Source organism: Pantoea brenneri, from assembly GCF_038594305.1.
GTDB classification, from domain to species: Bacteria; Pseudomonadota; Gammaproteobacteria; order Enterobacterales; family Enterobacteriaceae; genus Pantoea; species Pantoea brenneri.
Genome location: NZ_JBCGBG010000001.1, coordinates 1,379,626 through 1,403,354, shown reverse-complemented (window position 1 = coordinate 1,403,354; position 23,729 = coordinate 1,379,626). Strand labels below are relative to the sequence as shown.

Sequence of the window (23,729 nt, the reverse complement as noted above, 5' to 3'; positions counted from 1 at the left end):
CGCGACAGAGTGCTGTCGTCATAATCCCGAATCAATAAGGACACTATTATGCGCAAACTGACTTCCCTGTTACTGGCTTCTTCACTGGCATTTGGCGCGGCCAGCGCTGTTCACGCCGCCGCTGATAACCTGACTCCACCGCCAGCCGGCAGTGAAAAAGCAATGCATAAGCCGCCAATGCGTCACGGCATGGAGATGATGTTTAAAGGGCTGAACCTGACCGACACGCAAAAAACCCAGATGCGCGACATCATGAAAGAGAGCCACAAAGATATGAAGCGTCCGTCGCTGGAAGAGCGCCGTGCGATGCACAGCATCGTTGCCGCTGACAGCTTCGACCAGAGCAAAGCCGAGGCTCAGGCGGAAAAAATGACCGCCAATGCGAAAGAGCATGCGCTGAAGATGCTGGAAACCCAGAACAAACTGTACAACGTGCTGACGCCAGAGCAGAAGAAGCAATATAACGCCAACTTCGAAAAGCGTCTGACGGAGAAACGTCCGCACGATGACAAAATGGCACCGCCAGCCGCACCCGCTGAATAATTTTCGTTAAGCGAACGGTCTGAGACCGCCGGCCTTGTCCACTGACAGTGAGTGGACAGCGTCGGCGGTTTTTTTTGATCAGAGCGGCTGAATAGGGTAATCGCCGGACAGAATAGGGCGGCAGAGGATCTTGTAGCCATCATGATCGAAGCCGCCTTTAGTACGCTGCAACTTCTTCGCCTCCTCCATACTGCTGACCGATCCCAGATAAAACCAGTGATCGATGACGTGGATTTGGGTCATATGTTTACCTTCTTCAACCAGCCCGACCGCACCCTGCCACGGCCAGCAAAACACCCGCACATTTTCCAGTGCTTCCAGTAACCGATCCTGATGATCGCTGACCGGCTCTTTGCCGCAGCAGGCACCGGCACAGCGGCGCAGCGCGGAACGGAAGCAGCCGCGCTGAGCACTGAGCGCTTCCAGTCCCAGCAGGCCGTGGCAGAGTTGATACTCATCGGCCAGCTGTTTCAGCCGTTCCAGCGCGGCAAAGCGGCTGCGATAGAGGCCAAACAGGTTGGGTGACTGGCTGAAGTCGAGATCTTTGGCGTAAACCACCTGCGGTTTACCGTCGGTGATCTGCAACGAGCAGAGCTGACGATTCTTACGCAGGCGCTTGTTAAACAGCGGCTGTTGCGTTTTGATCATCTGCGCTTCCAGCAGCAGCGCGCCGAGATCGCCTGCGGTCGGGATCCAGCTGACGCGCCGCGACTGGCGCAGCATTTTTGCCTCATCCGCCGTGCGGAAATGGGACATCACTCGCGAGCGCAGATTGACGCTTTTGCCAATGTAGAGCGGCAGCGAATCACTTTCGCCGTGGAAGGTGTAAACGCCGGGCTGATTGGGCAGGCCTTCCAGCCACTCACGCAGGTGTTCGGGATATTGATAAATTGCAGCCGCGTCGAACTCGAGGCGGTGCGTTGCAGCACGTCTGACCAAGATGGACTCCATTTACTGGTTGTCCATACAGCATAACAGGCAGGTGAAATGATCGCCAGCCGTCTGCTCAGAGACGCCGCGTCGCCAGCCAGCAGATAAGGGAACCGAGGGTGATCATCGCGACTCCTTGCCAGAATGCCAGCGGCGGCGTCAGGCCCAGCCATAACGAAGCCAGCAGTGCGGACAAAACCGGCGTGAAGTAGGAGGCGGTCGCCAGCAGCGTCAGATTGCCGTGCTGAATGCCGTGGTTCCACGCTGAATAGGCAATGGCGGTCGACGCCCCGATAAATAACACTTGCAGCAGCGGCGCCAGGCTAAACGTCATCGGTGCCGCTGGCGCGCTCAGTAAGTATTTAAGCCACAGTGCCATCGCGGTCAGGATAAAAAACAGCGTGACCCCATTCGCCCCTCTGGCGTAGCGACGGGTGACATTATTGTAGAGTGCCCAGGTGACGGCGGCGATAAAAGCCAGCGAATAGGCGGTGGGGTTACGCAACAGGTTCTGCCACATCAGGCCGGGTGAACCGCCGCCGTTGGCTTTCATCACCCAGAAAATGCCCAGCAGAGAGAGCGCCAGTCCCGGCCACAGCCACAGGCGAAAACGCTGCTGGTTAAATGGGATCGCCAGCACCACGGTGAGACAGGGCCAGAGATAGTTAATCATCCCCAGCTCCAGCGACTGGCTGCGATCGCTGGCCAGCCCAATTGCCAGCGCCAGACAGATTTCATAGCCGACAAACAGCGCGCCCCCGATAGCTAAATAGGCGGCGGGGATCGCACCCGGTTTTGGCAGACCGCGGGTAACACACAGCAGCAGGGCGGTGGTGGTATAGATCAGTGCAGCGCCGCCGGTGGGGCCAAAGGCTTCGCTGACGCTGCGCAGCAGGCCAACGGTGGTACTCCAGAGCAGAATGGCAGTCAGACCGATCAGGGTGGCGCGTGGGACAGGAGCAGGCATGTCACTCTCAACCGGGTAAGGCGCTAAAGCCTCCCTTGCCGCAGCAAGGGAGGAGCGGGATTACTTCCAGAAATCGTCGAAAACGGTAATCGGTGGGCGACGTTTGTGCTCGGTTTTCAGATACCAGCCTTCAATGATTTTTGCGTTATCAGGATCGATGGTTTTGCCTTCCAGATAGTCATCAATCATCTCGTAGGTCACGCCCAGCGCCACTTCATCCTGCAGGCCGGGACGATCGTCTTCGAGGTCGGCCGTCGGTTTCTTCAGGTAGAGATGTTCCGGACAGCCAAGCTGTTTCAGCAGCTGTTTGCCCTGGCGTTTGTTGAGGCGGAACAGCGGATTAATGTCGGTGCCGCCATCGCCATACTTGGTGAAGAAGCCGGTGACCGCTTCAGCCGCATGGTCGGTACCGACCACCACGCCTTTGGTCATGCCTGCGATACTGTACTGCGCTTTCATTCGCTCACGCGCTTTTTCATTGCCGCGCACGAAGTCAGACAGCGTAATGCCGGCCGCCTGCAGCGCCCGCTCACTGGCGAGCACCGACTCTTTGATGTTCACCACCAGCGACCGATCGGGCTGAATGAACGCCAGCGCGTCCTGACAATCCTGCTCATCGGCTTGCACGCCATAAGGCAGGCGCACCGCGATAAAGGTGTAGTCGTTATCGCCGCTCTCCTGGCGCAGTTCGCTGATTGCCAGCTGCGCCAGTTTACCCGCCAGGGTAGAGTCCTGGCCGCCGCTGATCCCCAGCACCAGCGTCTTAAGACCGCTGTGCCGCTTCAGGTAGGACTTAAGAAAATCGACGCTAACGCGCACTTCGTGATCGGCGTCGATAGTGGGCTTAACGCCCAGTGCTTCAATGATTTCCTGCTGCAGTGACATGAACTTCTCCTCAGGTCAGTGGCCCGTCGGCTCGATGCGAACGTTTTATTAAAGCTAACGTGCCTCAGCGAAAACAACAAGCCAAAGCGGCAGCCGATTGCAGTTAACCGTTGCGAAATCAGACAGTTTTCACCTGCGGCAGCGGTTTTTTTGCCAGCAGCAGGAACATCAGGATCGCCAGCATAAAGCAGCCAAAAATGGTGGCGGTCATGCTCAGCACTGAGGTGCCGCCAATACCGGTAATCGGCACGGTGAGGGCGCCCAGGGTGAACATGGTGACGCCAATCACTGCTGAGGCGCTGCCGGCGCGATGGCCCTGGCTCTGCATCGCCAGTGATGAAGCGGTGGTCGCAATGACCCCGTTACTGGCAATGGTAAAGAACAGCGCCACCAGCAGCAGTGGTAAAGGTGCCTGCGTCAGTGCGGCCAGTAGCAGCAGGCTGGAGGCAACAAAGGCCAGTGTCAGCCCGCCTTTCAGTACCCGATATTCTCCCCACAGCGGGCAGAGACGGGCGCTGGTCTGGGACGCGATCACCAGTCCGACACCGTTAGCCGCAAAGCAGAAGCTAAATGCCTGCGGTGACAGACCGTACAGCTGTTGCAACACGAACGGCGATGCGCCGATATAGGCGAACATGCCGGACATCATAAAGCCCTGGGTCAGGCAGAAGCCCATAAAAGGACGATGGGTAATTACCTGGCCCAGCGCGGCGTAGGCGGAGAAAATCGAGCCTTTACTGCGGCGCGCATCGGGCAGGGTTTCATGCAGCTTCCAGCGCGCCAGTAAAATCAGCAGTACCGCAATGCAGGCGAGCACCACAAAAATGCCACGCCAGTTAAGCACCGTCATCAGCACGCCGCCGAGTACCGGAGCGGCAATCGGTGCCAGACCGTTTACCAGCATCAGCAGGGCGAAGAAGCGGGTCAGCTCGTGACCGCTATACATGTCACGAGCGATGGCGCGTGATAACACCGCGCCGCCCGCGCCGGCCAAACCTTCAAACAGGCGAGCCAGCAGCAGCTGATGAATATCCTGCGCCAGCGCACAGCCGATCGAAGCGATAAACAGCAGTACCAGTGACAAAGCCAGCGGTCGCAGACGACCAAATTTGTCGCTCATCGGACCGAAAACTAACTGGCCGGCACCCAGACCGAGTAGTCCGGCGGTCAGGCTAAGCTGCGCCGTGGCGGTTTCGGTGTGCAGGTCCCGGGCCAGCTGAGGCAGCGCGGGCAGGTAAAGGTCGATACAGAGCGGGCCGAGTGCGGCCAGCAGGCCCAGCGTGATGGCATAAACCAGCCGGTTGGAGTGTGCAGGTGTCATTTATCCTCAGTATCTGAAGCGATGGGTGAATGAAAGGCGGACAACGCATTAGCGGGCGGTTACTGATGCCGGCGTCATCCCGTGAGCCGCCGGTGAGGGCAACCCGCGCCCCGGCGACGCTTTTATGCTGGCTAAGGGGACCTGTTTTTTGCCGCAGATTATACGTGCCCGTTGACAGCAAAACAGCCTTCTTTACGAAATCCTGACGGTTGTCAGCGCATTAAAAGTTCGCCATAAACTTGATAAACCTGAATTTATGTTCCAGGCTTGTCTGCACATGGACAATAAATGAGGAACAACAAGATGAATAAAGTGATGGGATGTATCGCTGCGGCGCTGACGCTGGCTGCCCTGTCTGGTTGTACGACTTACGATCGCGCTGAAAGCTATGTGACTAAGCCGGTGGTAAAGGATGTTAAAAAAGGCATGACCCGTGACCAGGTTCGTCAGATCGCTGGCACACCGTCTACTGAAATCACCATGGTTCACGCGCGTGGCACCTGCCAGACGTATGTACTGGGCCAGCGTGACGGCAAAGCGCAGACCTATTTCGTGAGCTATAACGATACCGGTCGCGTAATGAACTACGGCTTCCAGAGCTGTGCGGAATACGATACCGATCCGCAGGTTCAGCAGTAAGTCATTCGCTGCAAAGCCCCGATTGAATAATAAACGGCCCGTCATCTGACGGGCCGTTTTTCGTTTCGGCCGTTATAAGCCTGCCGGACGCGGAACCTCGACGTAATCGCCATCTATCTGCCGCTGGTAGTAATGCCCCTGCTGCACATAAAAGCGTTTACCGTTGAAGTCCAGCACCCGCATGTCATCGCTGACCCGGCGCTCTTCAGGCGGTTCGACCACCACATACTCTTCGCCATGGCGCTGATAATAGTTGCCGTTAAGCAGGTAATAGGTCAGTCCGCCGATCAACACCGCTGTTGCGGCTTCAGGTAAAAAACGCACCGGACCGGGCCCGCCCCAGTGTGGGCCAGGACCACCATGTGGACCCCATCCGCCAGGATGAGCGAAAGCGATAGCCGGGGTTAACAGGGTTAACGCCAGCAGGGAGGCGATAACTTTTTTCATCGGGCATTCTCCTTATAAGACTGCCTGCAGAATTGGCCTTTTAGCGACTAAAGACAAGCGCTAAAGCGGCGAATTTTCGCCTGTTTACCATGCTTAACGTTTTCTTAACGGCGTCGCCATCAAGCGGGGAAATTATGGAGAGAAAGCGGGAGAAGAGCAGAAAACCTGGCGCGGGCGCGCCAGGTTTGATACCGGATTAACGGTGTGCCAGTTCGGCGTGTTCGTCGCTGTCCAGCACGCGCTTATCGGTCAGACCTAACCAGCGGCTGGTGAGGGAACCAGCCGTCATGGAGCCATTGACGTTCAGTGCGGTACGGCCCATGTCGATCAGCGGTTCGATGGAGATCAGCAGCGCCACCAGAGTGACCGGCAGGCCCATGGCGGGCAGCACAATCAGCGCGGCGAAAGTCGCACCGCCACCAACACCGGCTACGCCAGCCGAGCTCAGCGTGACAATCCCGACCAGCGTGGCGATCCACAGTGGGTCAAACGGATTGATGCCAACGGTTGGCGCAACCATCACTGCCAGCATGGTCGGATAGAGACCGGCACAGCCGTTCTGGCCGATTGTGGCACCGAACGAGGCTGAGAAGCTGGCAATCGACTCTGGCACGCCGAGGCGACGGGTTTGCGTCTCAACGCTCAGCGGAATACTGGCGGCGCTGGAGCGGCTGGTAAAGGCAAAGGTAATCACCGGCCACACTTTGCGGAAGAAACGCATCGGGTTAATCCCGTTGACCGACAGCAGCAGCGCATGGACGCCAAACATAATTGCCAGACCGAGGTAAGAGGCAACCACGAAGCTTCCCAGTTTGATGATGTCCTGCAGATTCGAACCGGCTACCACTTTGGTCATCAGGGCCAGCACACCGTACGGCGTCAGCTTCATCACTAAACGAACCAGCTTCATCACCCACGACTGCAGCGTGTCGATCGCCACCAGCACGCGCTGACCTTTTACTTCATCATCTTTCAGCAGCTGCAGCGCGGCCACACCAAGGAAGGCAGCAAAGATGACCACGCTGATGATCGAGGTCGGATTGGCACCGGTCAGATCGGCAAACGGGTTTTTCGGAATAAAGGACAGCACCAGCTGCGGCACACTCAGGTCAGAGACTTTGCCGACGTAGTTGCTCTGAATGGCGCTCAGACGCGCGGTTTCCTGCACACCCTGCACCAGACCTTCAGCGCTCAGACCAAACAGGCCGGTGACGAACACCCCAACCAGCGCCGAGATAGCGGTGGTAAACAGCAGCACGCCGATGGTCAGTACGCTGATTTTACCCAGCGAAGAGGCGTTATGCAGGCGGGCAACCGCACTCAGAATCGAAACAAACACCAGCGGCATTACCACCATCTGCAGCAGCTGCACGTAGCCATTGCCAACGATGTTAAACCAGCTGATGGAGGTTTTAACCACCGCGCTGTTTTCACCGTAAATCAGCTGCAGCACCAGGCCGAACAGTACGCCGATCACCAGACCGGTCAGCACTTTCTTCGACAGGCTCCAGTTGTTGCGGCTGAAACGGGAGAGCAACACCAGCAGCACCACAAAGGCGACGAGGTTAAGCGTAAGAGGAAGGTCCATACTGAAACTCCAGAGTAATGCGGTTTTCCGCGTCGGGAAAACCGCATAATGTTAATCACGAATTAAGACTGCAGGAATGGTATCAGCAGGAGAGGGTGCAGGCCTTATATCCAAATGGCATGCTTTATAACTTAATCGCTTAATTTGTTGATTTAATGCGCAGTCTGACTGGAAATCAACCGACCAACACCATTTTGTAGCGTATCAAATAGCTGAGCGGGCCAGCCGTTTGCACCAAACGAAGGCATACCCACCGGGAACCACAGCGCATAGCCAACCAGTCCAAGGCACAAAGCCCGCTCAAGCTGGTTACCTTTCTGACTTTTCAGAATAGGTAGACGAAAGCGCCAGCGGCAGGGCCATAACAGAGGTACGCCCGCCGGTGTCAGCATGTCAGCAACAATATGGCTGAGATAACCCAGCGTCAGTCCCTGCAATACATCAGGCGGAATCGGCGACTCAGCTGGCAGGTTAAGCTGAAACAGCCACAGCCCGGCAGCCACCGCCAGTAAACTGTGGGTAAAACCGCGATGGCCAAATGCCCGTGCAATCGGATGAGAGAGCCAGCGTAGTCGTTGTCCGAGCAGCGATTTGGGGTGATCGATGTCGGGCAACAGGCAGGTCAGCAGTGCCGACGGAACAAGATGCCACCAGTCTGCCTGCGCCAGCACCGGTGTAAGTTCAGCACGTTTAGCGAAAATGGCACTCGCAATGGCAAAAATGATATGGCCCTCGGCCGTCATGATGGAACCTGGCTGCAAAGAAAACTGTCGATGCATCCAGTATAGGGATTTATCCAGTGAATGAGAACATGTGACGCTGTAACGAAGCGTGAATTTAACTAAAAAAAGCGGACAATCCCGGTGGCGTGTCCGCCCGATAAATCAGCGCGCCAGCCAGCCGCCATCCACCGCCAGCGTAAAGCCGTTAACGTAGTCAGAGGCGGCTGAGGCCAGGAACACCACCGGCCCCATCATATCGTCGGGTACGCCCCAGCGTCCGGCCGGAATACGCCCGAGAATCTCTTCACTGCGCGCTTCATCACTGCGTAACTGTTGGGTGTTATTGGTGGCCATGTAACCGGGGGCAATCGCATTGACATTAATATTGTGCTTCGCCCATTCGTTCGCCATCAGGCGGGTCAGCCCCATTACCGCACTTTTTGACGCAGTATAAGAGGGCACGCGAATCCCACCCTGGAACGAAAGCATCGAAGCAATATTGATAATTTTGCCGCCGTTACCTTGGGCGATAAACTGCCGGGCTACCTGCTGTGACAGAAAAAACAGACTCTTGCTGTTGAGATTCATTACATCATCCCAGTCCTGCTCGCTGAAGTTCAGCGCATCTTCGCGGCGGATAATCCCGGCATTATTCACCAGAATGTCAATTTTACCCGCCGCGGCCAGCGCCTGCTCAACCACCGAGCCGACCACCTCCGTTTTCATCAGGTCAGCCTTTATCGACCAGAAACGGCGGCCCAGCGCTTCCACTTTGCTTTGGGTCTCGTCCGGTCCTTCGCGGTTGACGCCGACGATGTCGCATCCCGCCTGCGCCAGACCCAGCGCCATACCCTGTCCTAAACCGGTATTACAGCCGGTCACCAGCGCCACTTTCCCTTCCAGGCTAAACGCATTCAGTACCATGATATTTCTCCTCTGCTCAGCGTAGTTCGCTGATTTTGACGTGGTCCATGTCATCAAAGACCTGATTTTCGCCCACCATGCCCCAGATGAAGGTGTAGCGCTGCGTGCCGACGCCGGCGTGAATCGACCAGCTGGGTGAAATCACCGCCTGCTCGTTATGCACCAGCAGGTGACGGGTTTGCTGCGGCTCGCCCATCATGTGGAAAACCGCACTCTCCTCGCTCATGTCGAAATAGAAATAGACCTCCATGCGGCGTTCATGGGTGTGGCACGGCATGGTGTTCCACAGGCTGCCTTCCTCCAGTTTGGTTAAGCCCATGGTGAGCTGACAGGTCGGTAGCACGTCCGGCACGATGAACTTATTGATGGTGCGGCGATTGGAGGTGGCAGGATCGCCGAGTGTGGCGGTGGCGGCCTCCTGTAAGGTGATTTTTTTATCCGGGAAGGTCGCATGCGCAGGGGCGCTGTTGTAGTAGAACTTCGCCGGCTGGGCCGGATTCAGACTGCGGAACAGCAGATTTCGCGCACCCTTACCGATATAGAGTGCCTCTTCATGGCCGATTTCCCAGCTTTTGCCATCCACTTCCACCAGTCCGGGGCCACCGATATTGATCATGCCCAGTTCGCGGCGTTCAAGAAAGTAGCTGACGCCTAACTGCTTACCCATTTCGTCGCCAATCGTTACCGGGTTATTCACCGGCATTACGCCGCCGATGATAATGCGATCGATATGGCTGTAGGTCAGGGTGTAGTTATCGGCAGTAAAAATCGTTTCAATCAGAAACTCGCGGCGCAGCGCGTCAGTGTCCAGCTGTCTGGCGTGATCACTGTGAATGCTTTGACGAACGTCCATCTCAGGCCTCTCTGCAGATCAGGTTAAGCATGCCCCGGAACAGGGACTGTCTGGGCATCTTAGGCAGAGCGGGATATGAATTCAATAAAAATGAAACGTTGTTTTAATTATTTGCGGAGTAGATCAACAGTACGCCGAAGCGGGTTAAACAGCCCGCCTGCTGGCGGGCTTGCACTTAACCGTGTAAATCGGCCAGCGTCAGTTGGGTCAGGTCATCCAGCCGGACATCTGCCAGCGCCCAGCGCGGATCGTCCCGGTGCACCGCCGCCGGAACCACAATCGAACGCATCCGCGCCGCTTTGGTGGCGATCATACCGTTGAAGGAATCTTCCAGCGTGACGCAGTTAAGCGGGTCGATCGCCAGGCTGGCGGCCGCGTTGAGATAGACCTGCGGATGGGGTTTGCTGTAAGGCAGCGCTTCCGCCGAGGCGAGCACGTCGAAATAGTGCCGCAGGTTGAAGATCTCCAGTACTCGTTCCAGCATCGCCAGCGGTGAGGCGGAGGCGAGGCCAATTTTCAGGTTTTGCTGCCGGCACAGCTGCAGTGCGGCCTCAACCCCTGGCAACAGCGGACGGGTCTCTTCAATCAGCGTCATCGCCCGGGCAATGATGCGCTGCGTGACCTCCTGCTGACTGGGACCGTTCCACGGCAGCGTTTCGTACCACATACGTACTGTCTGATCGATGCGTAAGCCGAGCGTGTCAGGCAACTCGTTGCGGCGCGACAGGTCGACATCCAGCGTCGAAAAAATATCCAGTTCAGCCTGATCCCACAGCGGCTCGGAATCGATTAATAAGCCATCCATGTCAAACAATGCGGCGAGAACGGGGCGGTGATAGGGCATCTGAGGTCTCCTTATAAAGTCTGACTTACCTTAGCATTGATCGGCCGGCTGCGGGTCGCAGAGCAGCCAGCCACGCTTTATTTGGGAAATTTCGTCATTGGCAGGTAGACTTACAGCAAATTGGATTTTGGGTTCAGGAGATATCATGACCTATCAACAGGCTGGCCGCATCGCCATCCTTAAGCGTGTGGCTGGCTGGGTGATTTTTTTACTGGCGCTACTCTCGACGATTATTTCTGTGCTGAGCTTTATGTTTAAGCACAGCGAAAAGCAGCCAGGCATTGACGCAGTTATGCTCGATTTTGTCCATGTGATCGTCGACATGATCCGCTTTAATACCCCGTTCCTTAACGTGTTCTGGCATAACTCGCCGGTACCGGAATTTAACGGTCAGATGAACCTCGGGTTCTGGCTGATCTATATTCTGATCTTTGTCGGGCTGGCGCTGGAATCATCAGGCGCGCGGATGGGACGTCAGGTGCGTCATGTCAAAGAAGGCATTGAGGATCAGTTAATTCTGGAGCAGGTGAAGGGCAGTGAAGGGCGCACCCGCCAGCAGCTGGAAGAGAAGGTGCGCGTCCCGCGCCACACCATCTTTCTGCAGATTTTTCCGCTTTACGTCCTGCCGATCGTGATTGCCATCGCTGGCTATTTCGCGCTGTCGCTGCTGGGCTTTATCTGATGCAGTCAGGCCGGTTTGGCCTGACTGGCTGACAGTGCATCCTCATCCAGCAACTGACCAATGGCGAACTGTGCGTCGCCGAGCCAGTGACCGCCGAACACGTTCGCCCGGTTTAACAGATAATAAAGCTGATAAACCGGCTGACGCTGCGAAAAGCCATCCGGCAGCGGCCAGACAGCGTGGTAGCCCTCGAAGATTTGCCGCGGCAGGTCAGGAAACCAGCTCAGCATCGCTAAATCACATTCACGATCGCCCCAGTAACAGGCGGGATCGAAGATCCACGGCCCGGTGGCGCTGCCGGCGCAGTTAGCGGGCCAGAGATCGCCATGCAGTAAAGAGGGCTGAGGATGATGCGATGCCAGCACCCGCTGCACGCAGGCAATAATCAGTTCAGTATCGCCATACTGAATGCCTTTTTCCGCTGCCAGCTGTAGCTGCCAGCCGATGCGCTGCTCAGCAAAGAAAACCGACCAGCGTCGCAGCCAGCTGTTGGGTTGGGGAGTGGTGGTGATGTTGTTATCAAAGTCGAGCCCGAACTGAGTCTGCTCGCTCCACTGATGCAGATGCGCCAGCTGCTGGCCCAGCTGAAAGGCGCTCTGGGGATCGAGCGGCTGCGGCTGAATATATTCCAGCAGCAGGAAGCTCTCTTCGCGATGATGACCGACACCATAGACCTTCGGCACCCTGACGGTCTGGGTGCGGGCCAGCAGTGCCAGCTGATCGGCTTCCCAGGTAAATAGCGACAGCATCTCGCGGCTGTTGCATTTTACGAACACGTCGTGGTCACCGTAGCGGATACGCCAGGTGGGATGGACTTCGCCACCGGGCAGGGCGTGACGTTGGGTAATTTCGGCGTTGCCTAACTGCTCGCTTAACAGACGACTAATGGCTGACCACATCGGGCTATCCTCGTTATTCGCTGCGTAAGTTCGATTGTAGCGCGTAAATATTCACCAAAACCAGCGCGGAAGCACCCTTTACTCAGCCGGGGAGGCGGCAGGGCGATGATCGGCGGCGTCGCGCAGGAATTGCTCAAAGGTGGTGACGGTCACTTCTGGCTTTTGTCCCAGTGCGCTTTCGCCAGCGGCAGCGACCTGCTGTCGCAGATCGTCTTCTTCCAGCGTGGTAACAATACCAAAGCTATTGGTCCCCAGCTCATGCGGGTGCCCCTCATCATCCGTCAGGGTGGTGGTAAACCCGGCAGCAGTCATTGCGCCGGTTAGCTCAAGAATGTCACTTAAGCCAGATTCCTGATACTGCAACGTGACGATATAACGGGTTAAGGAATTGCTGCTCATCATGCACCTCTGGGTAGAGAAACTGAACTGAGCGTAGACCATGGTGAAAAAATGAGCGAGTTATTAAGGGGATGGTGAAAGCATACGCTGACGACGGAACGTAAAAACCTATCAACGGCAACGGTTAACGTTCTGAAAAATCTTGTTGCGCAGCGGCTGTATTTTGCTGTGGGGACCACTATAATGCGCCGCGTTAATCAGAAGAGTCCCAATTAACATGCGGTTTCAGAGCAATACCACGCATTTCGAGCGAGTTAATATTTTTTTACAAAACTTACCGTAAATTGCATTGATTGCCCGGCAAAACGCTTCAGACTCTCCGTTTTTTAAACTGTCGCACGGATCACATTTAATGAAAGCCTTAAATAAGCTGTCTGCTGTTCTTTTGCTCTCCGCCGGAGCGTTTTGCCACCAGGCACTGGCCGATAATGCCGTATTTACTTCAATGGATGACCCTTCCACGGCGAAAAAACCGTTCGAAGGTTCTGCATCTGCAGGTTACCTGGCGCAAACCGGTAATACCACCAGTTCATCCATGACCGCTCAGACCAACATGACCTGGTATCAGTCATCGATGGCATACAGCTTATGGGGCAACGCAGCGAATACTTCATCAAATGATGAGCGCTCGTCTGAGACCTATAACATCGGTGGCCGTTCACGTTATAACCTCAACTCCTATGACTACCTGTTTGGTCAGGCAAGCTGGTTAAGCGATCGCTTCAACGGCTACGATTCACGTGATGTGCTGACTGCCGGTTACGGTCGCCAGATTCTGAACGGCCCGGTGCATTCGCTGCGTGCGGAATTTGGTCCGGGTGTACGTTATGATGACTTCCACGATGGCGGTCATGAAACTAAAGCGCTGGGCTACGGCGCCATCAGCTACCAGTGGCAGCTGACTGATACCACCAAATTCGTGCAGGGTGTCTCCGTGCTGAGCAGCTTCGGTGAAGACACCACCCTCAACTCTGAAACCGGCCTGCAGGTTGCCATCAATAGCCACTTCGCGCTGAAGCTGGCTTACAACGTGACCTGGAACAACAATCCACCAGAGTCTGCGCCGGATCGCACTGATACCAAAACCTCTATCATGCTCTCTTACGCCATGTAAGGCGGTTTCCCGCAGCAGCATGCCAGGCGGTCTGACGATGAGTCAGGCCGCTTTTTTTTGATCTCTCCGAGGCTTAGCGAAAACGGCATGGGTTTTTCTCGCCCAGGAAAACTGCTATCATCGCTTTCGCACTGAAATCCTGGCGACATTCCGACACTGTGGGTCTGACATAACGCCAGGTCATTAAATTTACATGATGTTGCATGTAAGCTTTCGTGTGGCTTACCACTGCAATTAAGGATATGAAATGCCTGTAATTACGCTTCCTGATGGCAGCCAGCGTGTATTTGATCGCCCTGTCAGCGTGATGGATATCGCGCTGGACATCGGCCCGGGATTAGCAAAAGCCTGCATCGCGGGTCGCGTTAATGGTGAACTGGTTGATGCTGTCGATCCCATCACTGAAGATGCTTCCGTTGCGATCATTACCGCAAAAGACGAAGCGGGTCTGGAAATCATCCGTCACTCCTGCGCGCACCTGTTAGGGCATGCGATTAAGCAGCTGTGGCCGGATACCAAAATGGCTATCGGTCCGGTGATTGATAACGGCTTCTATTATGATGTCGATATTGATCGTACTCTGACCCAGGAAGATATCGACCTGCTGGAAAAACGCATGCATCAGTTGGCTGAAACCAACTATGACGTGGTGAAGAAAAAAGTCAGCTGGCAGGAAGCGCGCGACGTGTTCGCGGCGCGGGGTGAAGTCTACAAGACCACCATTCTTGATGAAAACATCAGCCACGATGACCATCCTGGCCTTTATCATCACGAAGAATATGTCGACATGTGCCGCGGTCCGCACGTGCCGAACATGCGTTTCTGTCATCATTTCAAGCTGCAGAAAATCTCCGGTGCCTACTGGCGCGGCGACAGCAATAACAAAATGCTACAGCGTATTTATGGCACCGCGTGGGCAGACAAGAAGCAACTGGCCGCCTATCTGCAGCGTCTGGAAGAGGCGGCGAAGCGTGACCATCGTAAGATTGGTAAGCAGCTTGACCTCTACCACATGCAGGAAGAAGCGCCGGGCATGGTATTCTGGCATAATGACGGCTGGACCATCTTCCGCGAGCTGGAAGTGTTTGTCCGCAGCAAGCTAAAAGAGTACCAGTACCAGGAAGTCAAAGGTCCATTCATGATGGATCGCGTGTTGTGGGAAAAAACCGGGCACTGGGAAAACTACAAAGAAGCGATGTTCACCACCTCGTCTGAGAACCGTGAATATTGCATCAAGCCGATGAACTGTCCTGGGCATGTTCAGATCTTTAATCAGGGTCTGAAATCCTACCGTGACCTGCCGCTGCGCATGGCGGAGTTTGGTAGCTGTCACCGTAATGAGCCATCAGGAGCCCTGCACGGTCTGATGCGCGTTCGTGGCTTTACCCAGGACGATGCACACGTCTTCTGTACTGAAGAGCAGGTGCGTGACGAAGTGAATAGCTGTATCCGCATGGTTTATGACATGTACAGCACCTTCGGCTTTGAAAAGATTGTGGTGAAATTGTCCACCCGTCCTGAAAAGCGTATCGGCACTGATGAAATGTGGGACCGTGCTGAGGAAGATCTGGCCGCCGCGCTGAACGAGAACAACATTGAGTTTGAGTTCCAGCCAGGCGAAGGTGCGTTCTACGGTCCTAAAATTGAGTTTACTTTGTACGATTGTCTTGATCGCGCCTGGCAGTGCGGAACAGTTCAGCTAGACTTTTCCCTGCCAAAACGCCTTGAAGCAACCTACGTGGGCGAAAACAACGATCGTCAGACGCCAGTGATGATTCACCGTGCGATTCTGGGGTCGATGGAGCGTTTCATCGGTATACTGACCGAAGAATTCGCTGGTTTCTTCCCAAGCTGGCTGGCACCGCTGCAAGTCGTGGTAATGAATATTACCGATGGACAAGCAGAATATGTTGAGTCTTTGACGCGTAAGCTGCAGAATGCTGGCATTCGTGTGAAGGCAGACTTGAGAAATGAGAAGATAGGCTTTAAAATCCGCGAGCATACATTACGTCGCGTCCCTTATATGTTGGTCTGCGGTGATAAAGAGGTGGAAGCTGGCAAAGTGGCCGTTCGCACCCGCCGTGGTAAAGACCTTGGGTCGATGGATGTCGATGTGTTTGTTGAGAAACTTCAACAAGAGATTCGCAGCCGAAATCTTCACCAATTGGAGGAATAAAGTATTAAAGGCGGAAAACGAGTACTACCGACGCGTCCGAACAAAATCAACAGTGAAATCCGTGCAACTGAAGTGCGCTTAACAGGCATGGATGGCGAGCCGATTGGCATTGTCACATTACGCGAAGCTTTGGAAAAAGCCGAGGAAGCGGGTGTTGATTTAGTAGAAATCAGCCCGAACGCCGAACCGCCGGTCTGCCGCATCATGGATTACGGCAAGTTCCTCTATGAAAAAAGCAAATCTTCTAAGGAACAGAAGAAGAAGCAAAAAGTTATTCAGGTTAAGGAAATCAAATTCCGTCCTGGAACCGATGATGGCGACTATCAGGTCAAACTACGCAACCTGATTCGCTTTCTGGAAGAAGGCGATAAAGCCAAAATCACGCTGCGTTTTCGCGGTCGTGAGATGGCGCACCAGCAGATCGGTATGGAAGTGCTTAACCGCGTCCGTAAAGACCTGTGTGAAGATCTGGATTTGGCCATTGTCGAATCCTTCCCTTCGAAGATCGAAGGCCGCCAGATGATCATGGTGCTCGCTCCTAAGAAGAAACAGTAGGCTTTCAAGTAACATTGGCCGCGCAGCGTTCGCGCTGTGCGGTTAACTGTTCGCCTGTCTGGGTCATGTTATCAACAATGCGAAGTGGATATTTTTTAAAATGCCAAAGATTAAAACTGTACGTGGCGCGGCTAAGCGCTTCAAGAAGACCGCTTCTGGCGGCTTCAAGCGTAAACACGCAAACCTGCGTCATATTCTGACCAAAAAATCTACTAAGCGTAAACGTCACCTGCGCCCTAAAGGCATGGTGTCCAAAGGCGATCTGGGTCTGGTTATTGCCTGCCTGCCGTACGCATAAGTCCATTTTTTTAAACAGAATATAGAACAGGAGAGCTCACATGGCTCGCGTTAAACGTGGTGTAGTTGCTCGCGCACGTCACAAAAAAATCTTAAAACAAGCTAAAGGCTATTACGGTGCACGTTCACGTGTTTACCGCGTTGCCTTCCAGGCTGTTATCAAAGCTGGTCAGTATGCTTACCGTGACCGTCGTCAACGTAAGCGTCAGTTCCGTCAGTTGTGGATCGCGCGTATCAACGCAGCGGCTCGTCAGAACGGCATGTCTTACAGCCGTTTCATCAATGGTCTGAAAAAAGCAGCCATTGAGATTGACCGTAAGATTCTGGCTGACATCGCAGTATTCGATAAAGTGGCATTCTCTGCACTGGTCGAAAAAGCGAAATCAGCACTGGCGTAAGCCGGATGAAAAAGGGAGCTTGCTCCCTTTTTTATTGCCTGTAACTCGCGCAAAAGATTGACATTTTCTTCGCCACGCATTTCAATAGTACCCTCATGATTCATGACAAGGTAACCGCAAGCATGACTGCTGCTATTTTCCGTTTCTTTTTTTACTTTAGCGCCTGACATTCGGGGGCTTTTGCGCATAAGAAGAGAAACGAAAAATCGCGCTGAAAGCCTCCCTCGTGGAGGCTTTTTTGTTTCTGGCGCTAGCATATTGGACCGGCAGGTCCCAACGAGAACTGACCAGCCTGACTGGAAAAAGAGGAAACTATGTCCCAACTCGCAGAACTGGTGGCCAACGCCACGGCGGCCATCGACGGGGCGACAGATATCGCCGCCCTTGACGCGGTGCGCGTCGAATATCTGGGTAAGAAAGGCCATCTGACCCTGCAGATGACCACCTTACGCGAGCTGCCAGCCGAAGAGCGTCCGGCAGCGGGCGCGGTGATCAACGAAGCTAAACAGCAGGTCACCGAGCGTCTGAACGCACGCAAAGACGCGCTGGAGTCGGCGGTACTGAATGCGCGTCTGGCCGCCGAAACGATTGACGTTTCACTGCCTGGCCGCCGCATTGAGAATGGTGGTCTGCATCCGGTAACCCGCACCATCGACCGTATCGAAACCTTTTTCGGCGAATTGGGTTTCGCGGTGGTGACGGGCCCGGAGATCGAAGACGATTACCATAACTTTGATGCGCTGAATATTCCTGGCCATCACCCGGCACGCGCCGATCATGACACCTTCTGGTTCGACGCGACGCGTCTGCTGCGTACCCAGACGTCTGGCGTGCAGATTCGTACCATGAAAAACCAGCAGCCACCGATTCGCATCATCGCGCCAGGCCGCGTCTACCGTAACGATTACGATCAGACTCACACGCCGATGTTCCATCAGATGGAAGGGCTGATTGTCGATAAAAACATCAGCTTTACCAATCTCAAAGGCACGCTGCACGATTTCCTGAACAACTTCTTTGAAGAAGATTTGCAGATTCGTTTCCGTCCCTCCTATTTCCCGTTCACCGAGCCTTCGGCGGAAGTCGATGTGATGGGCAAAAACGGTAAATGGCTGGAAGTGCTGGGCTGCGGCATGGTGCATCCAAACGTGCTGCGCAATGTCGGCATCGATCCGGAAGTTTACTCCGGCTTCGCCTTTGGTATGGGAATGGAGCGTCTGACCATGCTGCGCTATGGCGTGACCGATCTGCGTGCATTCTTCGAAAACGATTTACGTTTCCTCAAACAATTTAAGTAAGGGCAGGTTATCCAATGAAATTCAGTGAACTCTGGTTACGCGAATGGGTAAATCCAGCCCTGGACAGCGCGGCGCTGTCTGAGCAAATTACCATGGCCGGCCTGGAAGTGGATGGCGTGGACCCGGTCGCGGGCGCGTTCCACGGCGTGGTAGTCGGTGAAGTTGTGGAGTGCGGTCAGCACCCGAACGCCGACAAACTGCGCGTCACCAAAATCAACACCGGCGGCGATCGCCTGCTGGATATCGTCTGTGGCGCGCCAAACTGCCGTCAGGGCCTGAAAGTCGCCGTGGCGACCGTGGGTGCCGTACTGCCAGGTGATTTCAAAATCAAAGCCGCAAAACTGCGTGGCGAACCGTCCGAGGGCATGCTCTGCTCGTTCTCCGAACTGGGTATTTCCGACGATCACAACGGCATTATCGAACTGCCTGCGGATGCGCCGATTGGGACTGACATCCGCGACTACCTGCAGTTGGATGACAACACCATCGAAATCAGCGTCACGCCGAACCGCGCCGACTGTCTGGGCATTATCGGTATTGCGCGTGATGTGGCCGTCCTGAATGGCCTGCCGCTCAACATGCCGGAGATCCAGCCGGTAGCGGCGACGCTGAACGAGACCTTCCCGATTCGGGTGGATGCAACCGAAGGCTGTCCGCGCTATCTGGGCCGCGTCGTGAAAGGCGTGAACGTCACGGCGGCGACTCCGCTGTGGATGAAAGAGAAGCTGCGTCGCTGTGGCATTCGTTCTATCGACCCTATCGTTGATATCACCAACTATGTGCTGCTGGAGCTGGGTCAGCCGATGCACGCCTTTGACCTCGACCGTATTGATGGCGGGATTGTGGTGCGGATGGCGAAAGAGGGGGAAACCCTGACGCTGCTGGACGGCACCGAAGCCACTTTACAGAGCGACACCCTGGTGATCGCCGATCACCAGAAAGCGCTGGCGATGGCCGGTATTTTTGGCGGCGAGCATTCCGGTGTGAACAGCGAAACGCAGAATATCCTGTTTGAGTGCGCCTATTTCGACCCGCTCTCGATTACCGGCCGCGCACGTCGTCACGGTTTACACACTGATGCGTCACATCGTTATGAGCGTGGCGTCGATCCGGCTCTGCAGCAGATGGCGCTGGAGCGTGCGACCGCGCTGCTGTTAGACATCTGTGGTGGTGAAGCGGGTCCGATCATCGATCAGACCCATCAGGCCGCGTTACCGCCGCAGGCCACCATTACCCTGCGTCGTGAGAAGCTGGACCGTCTGATTGGTCACGTTATCCCGGATCAGCAGGTGACGGATATTCTGACCCGCCTCGGTTGCCAGGTGAGCGCCGCTGAGGGCCAGTGGCAGGCGGTTGCGCCGAGCTGGCGTTTTGATATGGCGATTGAAGAAGATCTGGTTGAAGAAGTCGCCCGTATCTATGGCTACAACAACATTCCGGACGTGCCGGTACAGGCCGGCCTGGTGATGACCCGCCACCGCGAAGCAAATCTGTCGCTGAAGCGTGCCAAAACTCTGTTGGTCGATAAAGGCTATCAGGAAGCGATTACTTACAGCTTTGTGGACCCGAAAATTCAGCAGCTGCTGCATCCGGGTGAAGAGGCACTGTTGCTGCCCAGCCCGATCTCCAGCGATATGTCGACCATGCGTCTCTCTCTGTGGACCGGCTTACTGAGTGCGGTGGTCTACAACCAGAACCGTCAGCAGAGCCGGGTGCGCCTGTTTGAGAGCGGCCTGCGCTTTGTGCCGGATAGTCAGGCCGATCTTGGCATCCGTCAGGATCTTATGCTGGCTGGCGTACTGAGCGGCAACCGCGCTGAAGAGCACTGGGATCTGGCGCGCCAGACGGTTGACTTCTATGATTTAAAAGGCGATTTAGAATCGCTGCTCGATTTAACTGGCAAACTGGACGACATCAGCTTCCGGGCTGAAGCGAATCCGGCGTTGCATCCAGGACAGAGCGCTGCGATTTATTTGCATGATGAACGAATCGGATTTATCGGAGTGGTTCATCCTGAGCTGGAACGTAAGCTTGATCTCAATGGTCGCACCTTAGTCTTTGAACTGCTTTGGAATAAGGTCGCAGACCGCGTCCTGCCTGACGCGCGCGAGATTTCACGCTTCCCGGCGAACCGTCGTGATATTGCCGTTGTGGTGGCTGAAAACGTCCCTGCAGCAGATATCATCGCGGAGTGTAAGAAAGTTGGCGTAAATCAGGTAGTTGGCGTAAACTTGTTTGACGTGTACCGCGGTAAGGGCGTTTCTGAGGGTTACAAGAGCCTCGCAATCAGCCTGATTTTGCAGGATACCAGCCGGACACTCGAAGAAGAGGAGATTGCCGCGACCGTTGGCAAATGCGTTGCGGCATTAAAAGAGCGATTCCAGGCAACCTTGAGGGATTGAACCTATGGCGCTTACAAAAGCTGAAATGTCAGAGTACCTGTTTGAGAAACTCGGGCTGAGCAAACGCGATGCAAAAGAGTTAGTGGAGCTGTTTTTCGAAGAGGTACGCCGCGCTTTGGAAAATGGAGAACAGGTAAAACTGTCTGGGTTTGGCAATTTCGACCTGCGCGACAAAAACCAGCGTCCTGGCAGAAACCCGAAAACGGGGGAAGATATTCCGATTACTGCGCGTCGCGTAGTGACCTTCCGCCCAGGGCAGAAGCTGAAAAGCCGCGTAGAGAACGCTACACCCAAAGAGACTGACTGATTTCAGCGTTTCAAAAAGGCCGCGCAAGCGGCCTTTTTTCATTTCAGGCATTCCCGGCCTCACGCTTCCCGGCAACCGCGCCGGTGCGCATCACCAGCAGCCTTTCTTTTTTCTGCAATCCCTCTACAATCAAATCTCTGTTTTCTCAGCTAATCCTGCTTATGTCTCTGCTAGACCAGCTTGCTCACCAGGCCGATCGCCGTAGTCAGAAATGGCTGGCGGGGCTGGCTATTGCGCTGCTTGCGCTACTTATTGTCAGCCTGTGCGCTGGCGACAGCTGGATTGCGCCGTCACACTGGCTCAATGACAGCAGCAGGCTGTTTGTCTGGCAGCTGCGTCTGCCGCGCAGCGTGGCTGTGATGCTGGTGGGCGCCTCACTGGCGCTATGCGGCGTGGTGATGCAGGCACTGTTTACCAATCCGCTGGCCGAGCCGGGACTGCTTGGCGTCTCGAATGGTGCCGGGATAGGGCTGGTGCTCGGGGTACTGCTCGGCAGCGGCTCACTGTGGAGCCTGAGCCTGGCGGCGATGGCCGGTGCGCTGATCATCACCTTAATACTGTTGCATTTCGCCCATCGCCAGCTCTCCATGACCCGGCTGCTGCTGACCGGCGTTGCGCTGGGCATCATCTGCAGCGCTATCATGACCTGGGCGGTTTACTTCAGCACCAGTCTTGATTTACGTCAGCTGATGTACTGGATGATGGGCGGCTTCAGCGGTATTGACTGGCGCTACGGCTGGATGATGCTGGCCTTATTGCCGGTGATGCTGGCGCTGAACGGCAGCGGCCGGATACTGAATTTACTGGCACTGGGCGAGACTTCGGCACGCCAGCTTGGCCTGTCGCTGTTCTGCTGGCGCAATCTGCTGGTGCTGGCGATGGGCTGGCTGGTGGGCGTTAGCGTCGCCATGGCCGGGGCCATCGGCTTTGTCGGGCTGGTGATCCCACATCTGCTGCGCCTGAGCGGCATCAGCGATCACCGTTATCTGCTGCCGGCGTCCGCGCTGGCCGGTGCCAGTGTGCTGCTGGGCGCCGACATCGTCGCCCGCCTGGCACTGACCGCAGCTGAATTACCGATTGGCGTGGTGACCGCAACGCTCGGTGCACCGTTGTTTATTGCATTACTGGTGAAATCTTCACGCTAGCCTCGGCTGGTTATTTAACATCCACGATAGGAATCCAGAATGAGCATTTATCAAACTGAACTGGTTACGCTTGATGGGGAAAAAACCACGCTGTCACAGTGGCAGGGCAAGGTACTGCTGGTGGTCAATGTCGCCTCTAAATGCGGTCTGACGCCGCAATATGAAGAGCTGGAGAATCTGCAAAAAGCCTGGCAGGATCAGGGTTTCAGCGTGCTGGGCTTTCCCTGCAACCAGTTTCTTGAGCAAGAGCCGGGCAGCAGTGAGGAGATCAAAACCTTCTGCAGCACCACTTATGGCGTGACGTTTCCGATGTTTGAAAAAACCGAGGTTAATGGCGAACAACGCCATCCGCTCTATGCCCAGCTGGTGGCGGCACGACCTGACGCCGTGCGTCCGGAAGGCAGTGGTTTTTATGAGCGCCAGGTGAGCAAAGGCCGGGGCCCGAAAGCGCCAGGAGATATCCTGTGGAACTTCGAAAAATTCCTGATTGGCCGTGACGGCACGGTTATTCAGCGTTTTGCACCTGATATGACGCCGGAAGATCCGATCATTCTGGAGACCATCAAGCAGGCGCTGGCAAAATAAATGCTGTTGCGGTTGAAACAGGTAGCCGTCTCCGGACGGCTGCTGCCGTTTAGCAGTGCGCTGGATGCCGGTCAGCTGCTGCATCTGGTCGGGCCGAACGGTGCCGGCAAAAGCACCTTACTGAGCGTCATCGCCGGTCTGCAATCCGCTGACGGCAGCGTCGAGCTGGATCAGCGTCCGCTGGGTAACTGGCACGGCAGCGCGCTGGCGCAGGTGCGGAGCTGGTTGCCTCAGCAGCAGTTACCACTGAGCCAGATGCCGGTCTGGCACTATTTGCGCCTGCATCTGCAACCGGCTGATACCGGCGCGGATCGGCGCCTGACTACGCTGCTGCAACGGCTGCAGCTGGATGACAAGTTAACCCGTTTGTTGACCCAGCTCTCTGGCGGTGAGTGGCAACGCGTCCGGCTGGCTGCGGTCTGTGCCCAGATCGATCCGCAGATTAATCCGCGTGGCCGGTTACTGATCCTCGACGAGCCGCTAACCGCGCTGGATCTGGCCCAGCAGAAAGCGGTGGATGATTTAATTGCTGAGCTGTGCGCGGCGGGTATCAGCGTCATCGCCAGCAGCCATGACCTCAATCACAGCCTGCAACAGGCTGATTGCGTCTGGCTGATGCATCAGGGCCAGGTTGTGGCGCAGGGAACGCCTGCGATAGTACTGACGCCGTCGCAACTGACGCCGCTGTATCAGATTGCGTTTCGCCAGCTGGAAATAGAAGGGCGCACGCTGCTGACAGTGCTGCCCTGACACTTGCCACCCGGCGCGCTTTCCCGCTACATTAAGCCGGTCGTAACTTCTGATAAGGA

27 protein-coding genes and 1 other annotated feature are annotated in these 23,729 nt (G+C 55.5%); of the genes, 15 read left to right on the top strand and 12 right to left on the bottom strand.

Annotation, left to right across the window (positions count from 1 at the left end):
* Positions 1–48 precede the first annotated feature (48 nt).
* Positions 49–543, top strand: a complete 495-nt coding sequence (gene spy, locus AABB92_RS06565; RefSeq protein ID WP_031375679.1) for an ATP-independent periplasmic protein-refolding chaperone Spy — start codon at positions 49–51, stop codon at positions 541–543.
* 78 nt (positions 544–621) lie between these two features.
* On the opposite strand, the gene cho is transcribed toward spy, so the two are convergent.
* The 4 genes from cho to AABB92_RS06545 all read right to left on the bottom strand — a co-directional run bounded on the left by cho (position 622) and on the right by AABB92_RS06545 (position 4,646).
* A complete protein-coding gene (cho, locus tag AABB92_RS06560; protein WP_031375680.1) occupies positions 622–1,482 on the bottom strand; it encodes an excinuclease Cho in 861 nt (286 codons plus the stop codon).
* 67 nt (positions 1,483–1,549) lie between these two features.
* Positions 1,550–2,440, bottom strand: coding sequence for an aromatic amino acid DMT transporter YddG (yddG, locus tag AABB92_RS06555; protein WP_046288367.1), 891 nt, complete (start codon positions 2,438–2,440; stop codon positions 1,550–1,552).
* A gap of 60 nt (positions 2,441–2,500) precedes the next feature.
* Entirely contained in the window at positions 2,501–3,325 is an 825-nt protein-coding gene (nadE, locus tag AABB92_RS06550) for an ammonia-dependent NAD(+) synthetase (protein WP_031375681.1), read from the bottom strand.
* Positions 3,326–3,443: 118 nt separating this feature from the next.
* Positions 3,444–4,646, bottom strand: coding sequence for a multidrug effflux MFS transporter (locus AABB92_RS06545; protein ID WP_031375682.1), 1,203 nt, complete (start codon positions 4,644–4,646; stop codon positions 3,444–3,446).
* 303 nt (positions 4,647–4,949) lie between these two features.
* On the opposite strand from AABB92_RS06545, the gene osmE reads away from it, so the two are divergent.
* Positions 4,950–5,285 (top strand): osmotically-inducible lipoprotein OsmE, encoded by a 336-nt coding sequence (gene osmE / locus AABB92_RS06540; RefSeq protein ID WP_010245718.1) that lies wholly within the window; start codon positions 4,950–4,952, stop codon positions 5,283–5,285.
* A 72-nt stretch (positions 5,286–5,357) separates the two neighbouring features.
* Here the strand turns inward: osmE and AABB92_RS06535 are convergent, their stop codons facing one another.
* The 6 genes from AABB92_RS06535 to hxpB all read right to left on the bottom strand — a co-directional run bounded on the left by AABB92_RS06535 (position 5,358) and on the right by hxpB (position 10,663).
* On the bottom strand, positions 5,358–5,732 hold the full coding sequence (locus AABB92_RS06535) for a DUF6515 family protein (protein ID WP_031375683.1): 375 nt from the start codon (positions 5,730–5,732) through the stop codon (positions 5,358–5,360).
* A 196-nt stretch (positions 5,733–5,928) separates the two neighbouring features.
* On the bottom strand, positions 5,929–7,320 hold the full coding sequence (locus AABB92_RS06530; protein WP_031375684.1) for an L-cystine transporter: 1,392 nt from the start codon (positions 7,318–7,320) through the stop codon (positions 5,929–5,931).
* A 152-nt stretch (positions 7,321–7,472) separates the two neighbouring features.
* The gene (locus AABB92_RS06525) at positions 7,473–8,063 is read right to left on the bottom strand and encodes a metal-dependent hydrolase (RefSeq protein WP_046288366.1); all 591 of its coding nucleotides are present in this window, start codon (positions 8,061–8,063) and stop codon (positions 7,473–7,475) included.
* 141 nt (positions 8,064–8,204) lie between these two features.
* Positions 8,205–8,966 carry a 2-dehydro-3-deoxy-D-gluconate 5-dehydrogenase KduD gene (kduD, locus tag AABB92_RS06520; protein ID WP_031375685.1) on the bottom strand — a complete coding sequence of 254 codons (762 nt, stop codon included), beginning with the start codon at positions 8,964–8,966 and terminating at the stop codon, positions 8,205–8,207.
* Between the two features lie 16 nt (positions 8,967–8,982).
* Positions 8,983–9,819, bottom strand: a complete 837-nt coding sequence (gene kduI, locus AABB92_RS06515; RefSeq protein WP_046288365.1) for a 5-dehydro-4-deoxy-D-glucuronate isomerase — start codon at positions 9,817–9,819, stop codon at positions 8,983–8,985.
* 175 nt (positions 9,820–9,994) lie between these two features.
* Positions 9,995–10,663, bottom strand: a complete 669-nt coding sequence (hxpB, locus tag AABB92_RS06510) for a hexitol phosphatase HxpB (RefSeq protein WP_031375686.1) — start codon at positions 10,661–10,663, stop codon at positions 9,995–9,997.
* A 145-nt stretch (positions 10,664–10,808) separates the two neighbouring features.
* Here hxpB and AABB92_RS06505 point away from each other — a divergent pair, with 145 nt between their 5' ends.
* On the top strand, positions 10,809–11,345 hold the full coding sequence (locus AABB92_RS06505) for a YniB family protein (RefSeq protein WP_031375687.1): 537 nt from the start codon (positions 10,809–10,811) through the stop codon (positions 11,343–11,345).
* 5 nt (positions 11,346–11,350) lie between these two features.
* Here AABB92_RS06505 and AABB92_RS06500 read toward each other — a convergent pair whose 3' ends face one another.
* Complete coding sequence (locus tag AABB92_RS06500) at positions 11,351–12,244, bottom strand: fructosamine kinase family protein (RefSeq protein WP_046288364.1); 894 nt, start codon at positions 12,242–12,244, stop codon at positions 11,351–11,353.
* A gap of 78 nt (positions 12,245–12,322) precedes the next feature.
* Positions 12,323–12,643, bottom strand: coding sequence for a type V toxin-antitoxin system endoribonuclease antitoxin GhoS (gene ghoS / locus AABB92_RS06495; RefSeq protein WP_031375688.1), 321 nt, complete (start codon positions 12,641–12,643; stop codon positions 12,323–12,325).
* A gap of 352 nt (positions 12,644–12,995) precedes the next feature.
* On the opposite strand from ghoS, the gene AABB92_RS06490 reads away from it, so the two are divergent.
* From AABB92_RS06490 to btuD, 12 genes are all read left to right on the top strand, one after another.
* Positions 12,996–13,757 (top strand): DUF481 domain-containing protein, encoded by a 762-nt coding sequence (locus tag AABB92_RS06490; protein ID WP_031375689.1) that lies wholly within the window; start codon positions 12,996–12,998, stop codon positions 13,755–13,757.
* Between the two features lie 247 nt (positions 13,758–14,004).
* Positions 14,005–15,933 (top strand): threonine--tRNA ligase, encoded by a 1,929-nt coding sequence (gene thrS / locus AABB92_RS06485; RefSeq protein WP_031375690.1) that lies wholly within the window; start codon positions 14,005–14,007, stop codon positions 15,931–15,933.
* A gap of 3 nt (positions 15,934–15,936) precedes the next feature.
* A complete protein-coding gene (gene infC / locus AABB92_RS06480) occupies positions 15,937–16,488 on the top strand; it encodes a translation initiation factor IF-3 (protein WP_031375691.1) in 552 nt (183 codons plus the stop codon).
* Between the two features lie 100 nt (positions 16,489–16,588).
* Positions 16,589–16,786: a 50S ribosomal protein L35 gene (gene rpmI / locus AABB92_RS06475; RefSeq protein WP_004157374.1), complete on the top strand. Its 198-nt coding sequence runs from the start codon at positions 16,589–16,591 to the stop codon at positions 16,784–16,786.
* A gap of 40 nt (positions 16,787–16,826) precedes the next feature.
* Positions 16,827–17,183 (top strand): 50S ribosomal protein L20, encoded by a 357-nt coding sequence (gene rplT / locus AABB92_RS06470; protein WP_003853267.1) that lies wholly within the window; start codon positions 16,827–16,829, stop codon positions 17,181–17,183.
* Between the two features lie 117 nt (positions 17,184–17,300).
* Positions 17,301–17,426 (top strand) — a sequence feature (Phe leader region).
* Entirely contained in the window at positions 17,306–17,350 is a 45-nt protein-coding gene (gene pheM, locus AABB92_RS06465; protein WP_159859786.1) for a pheST operon leader peptide PheM, read from the top strand. It overlaps the preceding feature by 45 nt.
* Before the next feature lie 71 nt (positions 17,427–17,497).
* Positions 17,498–18,481, top strand: coding sequence for a phenylalanine--tRNA ligase subunit alpha (pheS, locus tag AABB92_RS06460; RefSeq protein ID WP_031375692.1), 984 nt, complete (start codon positions 17,498–17,500; stop codon positions 18,479–18,481).
* 14 nt (positions 18,482–18,495) lie between these two features.
* Positions 18,496–20,883, top strand: coding sequence for a phenylalanine--tRNA ligase subunit beta (pheT, locus tag AABB92_RS06455; protein WP_031375693.1), 2,388 nt, complete (start codon positions 18,496–18,498; stop codon positions 20,881–20,883).
* A gap of 4 nt (positions 20,884–20,887) precedes the next feature.
* A complete protein-coding gene (ihfA, locus tag AABB92_RS06450) occupies positions 20,888–21,190 on the top strand; it encodes an integration host factor subunit alpha (RefSeq protein ID WP_003853259.1) in 303 nt (100 codons plus the stop codon).
* A gap of 161 nt (positions 21,191–21,351) precedes the next feature.
* Positions 21,352–22,335 (top strand): vitamin B12 ABC transporter permease BtuC, encoded by a 984-nt coding sequence (gene btuC / locus AABB92_RS06445; RefSeq protein ID WP_046288363.1) that lies wholly within the window; start codon positions 21,352–21,354, stop codon positions 22,333–22,335.
* Between the two features lie 39 nt (positions 22,336–22,374).
* The gene (locus AABB92_RS06440; protein WP_031375694.1) at positions 22,375–22,920 is read left to right on the top strand and encodes a glutathione peroxidase; all 546 of its coding nucleotides are present in this window, start codon (positions 22,375–22,377) and stop codon (positions 22,918–22,920) included.
* A complete protein-coding gene (gene btuD / locus AABB92_RS06435) occupies positions 22,921–23,670 on the top strand; it encodes a vitamin B12 ABC transporter ATP-binding protein BtuD (protein WP_031375695.1) in 750 nt (249 codons plus the stop codon).
* Positions 23,671–23,729: the final 59 nt, after the last annotated feature.

What these genes read in the sequence shown, in the direction of transcription:
- thrS (WP_031375690.1), top strand. Translation starts at nt 14,005, where the DNA reads ATGCCTGTAATTACGCTTCCTGATGGCAGCCAGCGTGTATTTGATCGC.
- AABB92_RS06525 (WP_046288366.1), bottom strand. Translation starts at nt 8,063, where the DNA reads ATGACGGCCGAGGGCCATATCATTTTTGCCATTGCGAGTGCCATTTTC.
- btuC (WP_046288363.1), top strand. Translation starts at nt 21,352, where the DNA reads ATGTCTCTGCTAGACCAGCTTGCTCACCAGGCCGATCGCCGTAGTCAG.
- ghoS (WP_031375688.1), bottom strand. Translation starts at nt 12,643, where the DNA reads ATGAGCAGCAATTCCTTAACCCGTTATATCGTCACGTTGCAGTATCAG.
- rpmI (WP_004157374.1), top strand. Translation starts at nt 16,589, where the DNA reads ATGCCAAAGATTAAAACTGTACGTGGCGCGGCTAAGCGCTTCAAGAAG.
- AABB92_RS06505 (WP_031375687.1), top strand. Translation starts at nt 10,809, where the DNA reads ATGACCTATCAACAGGCTGGCCGCATCGCCATCCTTAAGCGTGTGGCT.
- kduD (WP_031375685.1), bottom strand. Translation starts at nt 8,966, where the DNA reads ATGGTACTGAATGCGTTTAGCCTGGAAGGGAAAGTGGCGCTGGTGACC.
- pheT (WP_031375693.1), top strand. Translation starts at nt 18,496, where the DNA reads ATGAAATTCAGTGAACTCTGGTTACGCGAATGGGTAAATCCAGCCCTG.
- btuD (WP_031375695.1), top strand. Translation starts at nt 22,921, where the DNA reads ATGCTGTTGCGGTTGAAACAGGTAGCCGTCTCCGGACGGCTGCTGCCG.
- AABB92_RS06530 (WP_031375684.1), bottom strand. Translation starts at nt 7,320, where the DNA reads ATGGACCTTCCTCTTACGCTTAACCTCGTCGCCTTTGTGGTGCTGCTG.
- hxpB (WP_031375686.1), bottom strand. Translation starts at nt 10,663, where the DNA reads ATGCCCTATCACCGCCCCGTTCTCGCCGCATTGTTTGACATGGATGGC.
- AABB92_RS06545 (WP_031375682.1), bottom strand. Translation starts at nt 4,646, where the DNA reads ATGACACCTGCACACTCCAACCGGCTGGTTTATGCCATCACGCTGGGC.
- AABB92_RS06535 (WP_031375683.1), bottom strand. Translation starts at nt 5,732, where the DNA reads ATGAAAAAAGTTATCGCCTCCCTGCTGGCGTTAACCCTGTTAACCCCG.
- pheS (WP_031375692.1), top strand. Translation starts at nt 17,498, where the DNA reads ATGTCCCAACTCGCAGAACTGGTGGCCAACGCCACGGCGGCCATCGAC.
- AABB92_RS06440 (WP_031375694.1), top strand. Translation starts at nt 22,375, where the DNA reads ATGAGCATTTATCAAACTGAACTGGTTACGCTTGATGGGGAAAAAACC.
- kduI (WP_046288365.1), bottom strand. Translation starts at nt 9,819, where the DNA reads ATGGACGTTCGTCAAAGCATTCACAGTGATCACGCCAGACAGCTGGAC.
- nadE (WP_031375681.1), bottom strand. Translation starts at nt 3,325, where the DNA reads ATGTCACTGCAGCAGGAAATCATTGAAGCACTGGGCGTTAAGCCCACT.
- osmE (WP_010245718.1), top strand. Translation starts at nt 4,950, where the DNA reads ATGAATAAAGTGATGGGATGTATCGCTGCGGCGCTGACGCTGGCTGCC.
- spy (WP_031375679.1), top strand. Translation starts at nt 49, where the DNA reads ATGCGCAAACTGACTTCCCTGTTACTGGCTTCTTCACTGGCATTTGGC.
- AABB92_RS06500 (WP_046288364.1), bottom strand. Translation starts at nt 12,244, where the DNA reads ATGTGGTCAGCCATTAGTCGTCTGTTAAGCGAGCAGTTAGGCAACGCC.
- ihfA (WP_003853259.1), top strand. Translation starts at nt 20,888, where the DNA reads ATGGCGCTTACAAAAGCTGAAATGTCAGAGTACCTGTTTGAGAAACTC.
- AABB92_RS06490 (WP_031375689.1), top strand. Translation starts at nt 12,996, where the DNA reads ATGAAAGCCTTAAATAAGCTGTCTGCTGTTCTTTTGCTCTCCGCCGGA.
- yddG (WP_046288367.1), bottom strand. Translation starts at nt 2,440, where the DNA reads ATGCCTGCTCCTGTCCCACGCGCCACCCTGATCGGTCTGACTGCCATT.
- rplT (WP_003853267.1), top strand. Translation starts at nt 16,827, where the DNA reads ATGGCTCGCGTTAAACGTGGTGTAGTTGCTCGCGCACGTCACAAAAAA.